The sequence below is a fragment of the Peribacillus sp. P4_C12 genome, from assembly GCF_056402095.1.
Map to the genome: position 1 here is coordinate 1 of NZ_JBFUIB010000192.1, position 6,658 is coordinate 6,658.

Below are 6,658 nucleotides of genomic sequence, written 5' to 3' on the forward strand. Positions count from 1 at the left end.
GGATTATCAACAACCTATATTAGGAGAATTATTACTAAAATGTGATAGTCACCTTCCTATCTCAGGATCTATTAAAGCAAGAGGCGGGATTTATGAAATTCTCAAACATGCAGAAGAATTAGCTTTTCAACATCAATTGTTAACGATTCAAGATGATTATTCGATTTTAGATAGTGATAGGTTTCGATCCCTTTTCTCACAATATTCAATCGCAGTAGGCTCGACTGGAAATTTAGGACTTAGTATTGGTATCATCAGTGCAAAGTTAGGTTTTAATGTTACTGTTCATATGTCAGCTGATGCAAAACAGTGGAAAAAAGACTTGCTTAGAAGCAAAAATGTCAAAGTTATTGAATATAATGCTGATTATAGTAAAGCTGTAGAGGAAGGTCGAATCCAAGCAGATAGTGACCCAACATGTTATTTTGTGGATGATGAAAATTCTCACGACCTATTTTTAGGATATGCAGTGGCTGCATCTCGATTGAAGAAACAATTAGAAGAGCTAGAGATAATAATAGATGAAAATCATCCTTTGTTTGTTTACCTTCCATGTGGAGTAGGTGGAGGTCCTGGAGGCGTAGCTTTTGGTTTGAAATTATTGTATCAAGACCATGTTCACTGTTTCTTTGCAGAACCTACCCACTCACCGTGTATGTTACTCGGTTTAATGACTGGACTTCATGATAATATTTCTGTACTTGATGTTGGTATCGATAATGTAACAGACGCGGATGGACTTGCTGTAGGAAAGCCATCTGGGTTTGTGGGTAAAACTATGGAACCTTTTTTAAGTGGTAATTATACGGTTAGCGATGAACAGTTGTATAAGTTGCTAAAAGAACTAGTCGATACAGAGGGGATCAATTTAGAACCCTCTGCACTTGCAGGCATGATAGGACCAAGTAAATTATGTAAAGAGGGCATCGATTATTTACAGAAGCATAGTTTAACGGAAAAGATGAGTAAGGGTACACATATCATTTGGGGGACTGGTGGAAGCATGGTTCCTGAAGAGATGATGACACAATATTATCAAAAAGGGGTGAAATTAGCGTTAGAGAAACAGAAGTAATTTAACACGGGGTAGTTTAACCCCGTGTTTTTATATTTGAAATTACAGTTCTTGTTAAACTAATCTCCCGATAGTATAAGTACAAACCCTCATAAACTCTTCTAAACTTTAATTTAGATATCAAATTTTCTATGAAGGTGTTGTTCCACAATCTGGCCCGATTGTGGAACAACAAAATCCTGTATATCGATACATGACTTTTGATCAAACTTAATTTAAATTATCAATCTTTTTTATAAATCATCGAACTTTTTACAAATTATCAAACTTTATTTTAAATCTACAGTAGGCTTTTTTTATTTTTCTTGCTTATTAGCTAACTGTTTTTATGTAACGTTGAATATAATTGTTTATTTTTGTGTTTGTTCATCAGCTAACTCACCCGTTTATTTGAACAAGGAGACATCCTTTATTTGAATACCTCGTCTATTTCATTGCTGTCGTAATCTAATATCCAATCGATGAATTATACAAGCTCTGACATCAGTGCCATTCCCTGCCCTCCACCAACGCAGAGAGTTGCAATTCCATACTGTTTTTGTCTTCTTATCATTTCATAAAGAAGGGTTATTGTAATTTTGGCTCCTGTTTATTTCTTCTTTCACCACGCTTTATCCAGGCGACGTAATTGTAACTGGTCCCCCGGGGAAGTCGGACTTAAACGTAATCCACAAGTATTTATGAGACCCGGTGACACAGTGGATGTAAAAGTAAGTCAAATTGGAGTATTAACCAATAATATTAAAGCCGAATGAATTAAGACAAAAAAATGATTTCGTTATGTGCCTGCAGTTTAAATAAAAGAGATACTTACTACATGACACCAATAAAGTAGAAACCCTTGAGATTCAAAGTCTTATAGTATAGGAATTTTGAAGAAGTAATGTACGTCATGCATAATGAAAAAAACAAGAATCTCCTTTTTTTAAAAAAGGAGATTCTTCTCGTGCCGTGATCAACCAAAGAATAGATCCAGCAGATTACTGCCTGCTGATGATTGCCTATTATAAAACTCCGAATAGCCGCACTTCTTGCAATACACAACTGTAAATTGATTATTTTGGACATCAAACATTTTCGACAATCCTGTTCCAGTCATTGCCACGTCCTTCTTAGCAGCATCATTGCTTCCACATTTCATACATCCTTTTTCACTCATGATTCTTCATCCCCCAATTTATGTAGGTTTAATTAAAATAGCTTATCTATTAAATCCTATATTTTCATCTTGGCAGTACTAACAGATACTGAACAAAGCCAATTATTTCAGTTGTGTTCTATGTTAAATGGAAATAAAATTATGTAATTTTATTACCTTAAAGCGTAAGCGTTATCCATTATCAGTCAGTCTAATTTTTCCTAGTAAAATCAATATATCTTGTTCCTTGAAAGGTTAAAGTGCCGATATCTCCTTCTGCAAGAACACCAAACTCCTTGCCTGAAATACGAAATTCTGATCGATCGCCACTCTCAAATTCAAATGTAGTAAAATAAGTCGTAGATGAGCCATGCGAGTGGACAGTGTTATTATGTTCGTGAAGATGACTATTCCTTGTGACATTCGTTCGTTTAATTTTTACAATTGCAGGAACCGATAAGCGAGGAGATTCCTCATTTTTCTTCCATTGGCTAAGACCACTGAATAAATTAACTATTATTACTATAAAAATGATAACGAAAATAATTCCTATAAATATCGGAGCAACTGTGAAAAGCCAATCTCCGCTTCCACCAACATCGTACAATAGATATTCCTCCTTGTTATGATAATAAAATATACGGATAAAATGAAATAAAGTTTCAGACTACCTTCAAAAAAATGGCATATACATTTTGGACTTATCCTACCCTTTGCTCTTCGAATGGCTCCCCTTCATAATGAAGAGTAGCACTTGTTAGTTGAAGAAGACTTTTTACTTTACGAAGGTAAAGTGATAGATTTTCAATGGAAGGGATGCTGGTGAAAATGGGACATGTATTAGTTGTTGGCGGTACGGGAATGTTAGCGGATGTTTCTAAATGGCATGCATATCGATAATCGCTCGGGATAAATTGAAGATGCAAAAAATAGAAAGGGAGAGTTCTTTTTATTCCCCCTTTTTAAAACCAAGGTATGTGTCTATAAAAACATTTATGAACGTTCGTCGTTCTTGATTGACTTTTGCGAATGTTTTTTAATAGAAAGGAAGAAAACAGGAGGGTTGCAGCAACTCACCCTCTTGAACTCAAGCCCCCGTTAGTTGAAGATGACCCATACACTAAGAGAAACTTTCTACTCCATCAAATGTGATGGACCAAATAGAATCAAAGAACAGCCAACCCTTGTGATCCTAAATATGGAAAGTTGGTCCAAGCAGCAACCTGCAATCTAACCAGACTTCCATCATCTTGAATAGTAAATACGGAGACTGTGCCCTGATTTCCGTTAAGAGTGTAAAAATGCCGTCCATCTTTACTCACTCCAACATCCATGGGCAGTCCTGGAGCTGTACCTGGCGGTGTACTGGTAATATGCCTTACAACTGAAAGTGCTCCATTGCGTTCGATTAGGTAGGTGGAGATGGTGCCGCTTAAGGTATTGGTAATATATGCAAAACGTTCATTCCTCGTTGTTACAACCCAGCATGCGGTTTTATATCCAGTTGGTACAGAGCCACTGATCACATGAAGGATCCCGTCGGTACTCATTGAATAGGATGACAGGGCATTTGAATCTGCTTCAGTAACTAAGAGGATTCCAGAGGATAGAAAATAAGCACCCAATGGTCCTTGACCATAAGAATCATTAACGATTGGTTCTGTAACCGTACCATTTTGATTTACATGGAATACACTGAGATGGTTTGAAGTAAGCTCGGATACAAGGATTTTACTACCATCACGAGTGAAGAGAACCTGAGCGGGCTGAGCATTGAAAGTACTGAGAGAATGGGTGGATCCAGGAATAGGAGTAAGGCGTCCGTTATTATCTATGCGAAAACCAGTGATATTGGAGGCGAAATTGTTAGCCACATTCCCTACATTGGCAACATAGACAAGATTACCAAACACATCTACGGTATTGGGCTGAGTACCTCCTGATGGCTTCACATCCACGAGAACGGGTGCACCGCTGTCAGTAATGATAAAACTGCTGATACTATGGCTGCCTGCGTTCACTGCAAGAAGGAAACGTCCATCACGGGACAAAGTTAGGGCTCCTTGTGACGCAAGGGGATCAACACCATCGTTTGCCGTTGCAGTGGAGACTTCCTTTGTACCAGTACCTCTACCATAAGTTGGGTAGGAATCCACAAAGGTAAGCATTCCATTCATGTCCCTGTAAAAGGAAATGATTTGATTCATTACTTCATTATTGGTCATAATGTAAACCATACTCGCATTCGCACGGAAATATTCGTTCATTATCTGCATTTTATACCTTCCTCCTTTCATTGTTTTATATGGTGCTTTTCCCATTTAAATTCCCCAAATTGATGCAAATTGGTTAAAAGGATTATCATCCACTTATCCCACAGCCTATCTTTAGTTATAACAACAACTGAAAAAGGACTGCCGAAACAGTCCATTTATTGTTMAACTAAMCTGCCCCGTTAGTGCCATAAGAAAAAGGCTGCCTCAGCAACCTTCCTTATTGAAGTAAAGCACCTGTTTGTTGAACAAGCGCAGCCTTCTATTCTTCACCTTTTTCTTCAATATATCTACGTTCACCGTTTTTGCGATTAACATAGACTCTTATTAAAACCTTTGAAATTGGGTCAATAAATACTTCTTGCGTGGGCTCAAAATCTTTTGAAAGGTTATCATTATTTGCTTTATAACGCCTATCTTTACGTTTGGAAAAAATCCAAAAGAGAAGTAATAAACAAATTTGAAATAAAAAATAATACCAAATCCATTTCATATTTACTCAACCTTTTCAATTACAACTGCTGTTCCGTATGCTACAATTTCACTCATGTTTTGTCCAATTTCACCTGAATCAAATCGAAACATGACTATTGCATTAGCCCCCATTGCATGAGCGTTCTGTGTTAATCGGTCTATTGCTTGTTTTCTTGCATCCTCAAGCATTTCTGTATATTCATGAATTTCTCCGCCTACAAGAGACCTAAACGCCGCAGTAACTTGTCCAGCAAAACCACGACTTCTTACAACCAGACCAAAACAAGCCCCTTTTATTTCTTTAATTTTATACCCCTCAATCTGTTCTGTCGTTACAATTAGCATAAATACTCCCCCTTGTATATATTAAGATAAATATGTTCTTATGTGCCAATCATTTACTAATGAAACAAGTGTACTATTCAATGGTTTATCCAGGTTCTTCATATATATTTTTTTCAAATTAAGAAACAATACATCTTCTTTCTTGGTTTCTAAGCAACCCTGCTATTGAAGTAAAGCACCTGTTAGTTCACTTTATAAAATTTTGCTTTTTATAAAAGTCCTTTGCAACACTGTTCTCCAACCAATAATCTAATTCTATTTAATCTATTCCTCGATCGTTCGCAATTTCATATATACATTCCATAAGACTTGAACCATACCCCTTATTCCTCTTTGTTTCTACTATGCTAATCTCGTGTATATATTCTCTTATCTCTATCCAAGCATAGCCAAGAGCTTCTTCGTTATCTTCTAACAAAAGGAAAATGAAACTTTCGTTATTAACCAGACTTTTGAAAACTTCCTTCACATTTTCCCTTAAAGTATTTAGGATATAAATTTGAATGTAAATCGTGCACATATTTATTTAATTTAGCGACCAAATTGAAATTCCTGGTTTGACTAATTTTCATAACAAATCCCTCATCTATCTTTCACTATTTTAGGGAAATTTTCAATATTCCCCTTATTGAACTATCCTGCCTCGTTAGTTCAATAAAGAAACTGCTGCCTTAAAGATAGCTCTGATCTTCAGCTAACCCGCCCGTTAGTAAAAAAACAAAAAGGCATTAATACTTATTCAGTAAAGAATTCTTTAGCAAAAACATCAATGCTTTAGTCTTTCTTTTTCCAAGACATTAAATCAGAAAAAGCCAATCCAAATGATACACCAAAAGGGATACTTAAATCCCAAACATCCATTTCCGAACTTTTTAAAAAATAATACATAAGATAGTATGTAGCACTTAAAGAAATAAACCAAGTAATAAACGTAAAAAGCCTTTTTCTTATTTGAATCCAATTTAACTTCCTTGTATTCGCAATAACTAGAAAGATGGAGAACAAACCATATAGAAGAAGATAGATTACATATCCTATGATAACTTTAAGAGAAAGCGAAGTATCAATATCCTTATATATTATAAATATCGTAATTATGGTTCCTGCCAAAAATACAATAAACAATATTATGTTTATTGAAATATATTTCTTCATCTTTTACCCCTTTACCTTCAAAGTCTTGATATCTTTTGATTATCTCAAAATATCAGAACTTATGTATTGATAACTCATTCCTTGTTGAACTAACCAGCCCCGATAGTTCTATAAGAAAAGGAGCTGTTTCCAGCCCCCTAAAGAAGTAATGCCCCCTTTAATTGATGCAAAGATATCACCCTCAATTGTCAAGATAAT

At 35.8% G+C, this 6,658-nt stretch carries 8 protein-coding genes and 1 pseudogene; 1 reads left to right on the plus strand and 8 read right to left on the minus strand.

The annotated features are described in order from the left end of the window. Positions 1 to 1,075 (plus strand): D-serine ammonia-lyase (locus AC1DUW_RS18305; protein ID WP_477643141.1); only part of this gene is annotated, 1,075 nt, incomplete at its 5' end. A gap of 466 nt (positions 1,076 to 1,541) precedes the next feature. Here AC1DUW_RS18305 and AC1DUW_RS18310 read toward each other — a convergent pair. The 8 genes and pseudogenes from AC1DUW_RS18310 to AC1DUW_RS18345 form a co-directional block, all read right to left on the minus strand. After that, positions 1,542 to 1,664, minus strand: a pseudogene (locus tag AC1DUW_RS18310) (acetyl-CoA C-acyltransferase); the annotation flags it as partial. A gap of 366 nt (positions 1,665 to 2,030) precedes the next feature. Next, a complete protein-coding gene (locus AC1DUW_RS18315; RefSeq protein WP_053344570.1) occupies positions 2,031 to 2,234 on the minus strand; it encodes a zinc ribbon domain-containing protein in 204 nt (67 codons plus the stop codon). A 190-nt stretch (positions 2,235 to 2,424) separates the two neighbouring features. Next, positions 2,425 to 2,820 carry a DUF2500 domain-containing protein gene (locus AC1DUW_RS18320; RefSeq protein WP_053344569.1) on the minus strand — a complete coding sequence of 132 codons (396 nt, stop codon included), beginning with the start codon at positions 2,818 to 2,820 and terminating at the stop codon, positions 2,425 to 2,427. Between the two features lie 559 nt (positions 2,821 to 3,379). Continuing rightward, positions 3,380 to 4,489 (minus strand): lactonase family protein, encoded by a 1,110-nt coding sequence (locus AC1DUW_RS18325; RefSeq protein ID WP_477643142.1) that lies wholly within the window; start codon positions 4,487 to 4,489, stop codon positions 3,380 to 3,382. A 259-nt stretch (positions 4,490 to 4,748) separates the two neighbouring features. Next, positions 4,749 to 4,979, minus strand: a complete 231-nt coding sequence (locus AC1DUW_RS18330; RefSeq protein WP_053344567.1) for a hypothetical protein — start codon at positions 4,977 to 4,979, stop codon at positions 4,749 to 4,751. A 2-nt stretch (positions 4,980 to 4,981) separates the two neighbouring features. Further along, positions 4,982 to 5,305 (minus strand): heavy metal-binding domain-containing protein, encoded by a 324-nt coding sequence (locus AC1DUW_RS18335; protein ID WP_053344566.1) that lies wholly within the window; start codon positions 5,303 to 5,305, stop codon positions 4,982 to 4,984. A gap of 259 nt (positions 5,306 to 5,564) precedes the next feature. Next, a complete protein-coding gene (locus AC1DUW_RS18340) occupies positions 5,565 to 5,825 on the minus strand; it encodes a GNAT family N-acetyltransferase (RefSeq protein WP_236694852.1) in 261 nt (86 codons plus the stop codon). A 254-nt stretch (positions 5,826 to 6,079) separates the two neighbouring features. After that, positions 6,080 to 6,460, minus strand: a complete 381-nt coding sequence (locus AC1DUW_RS18345) for a hypothetical protein (protein ID WP_053344565.1) — start codon at positions 6,458 to 6,460, stop codon at positions 6,080 to 6,082. Between the last annotated feature and the right edge of the window lie 198 nt (positions 6,461 to 6,658).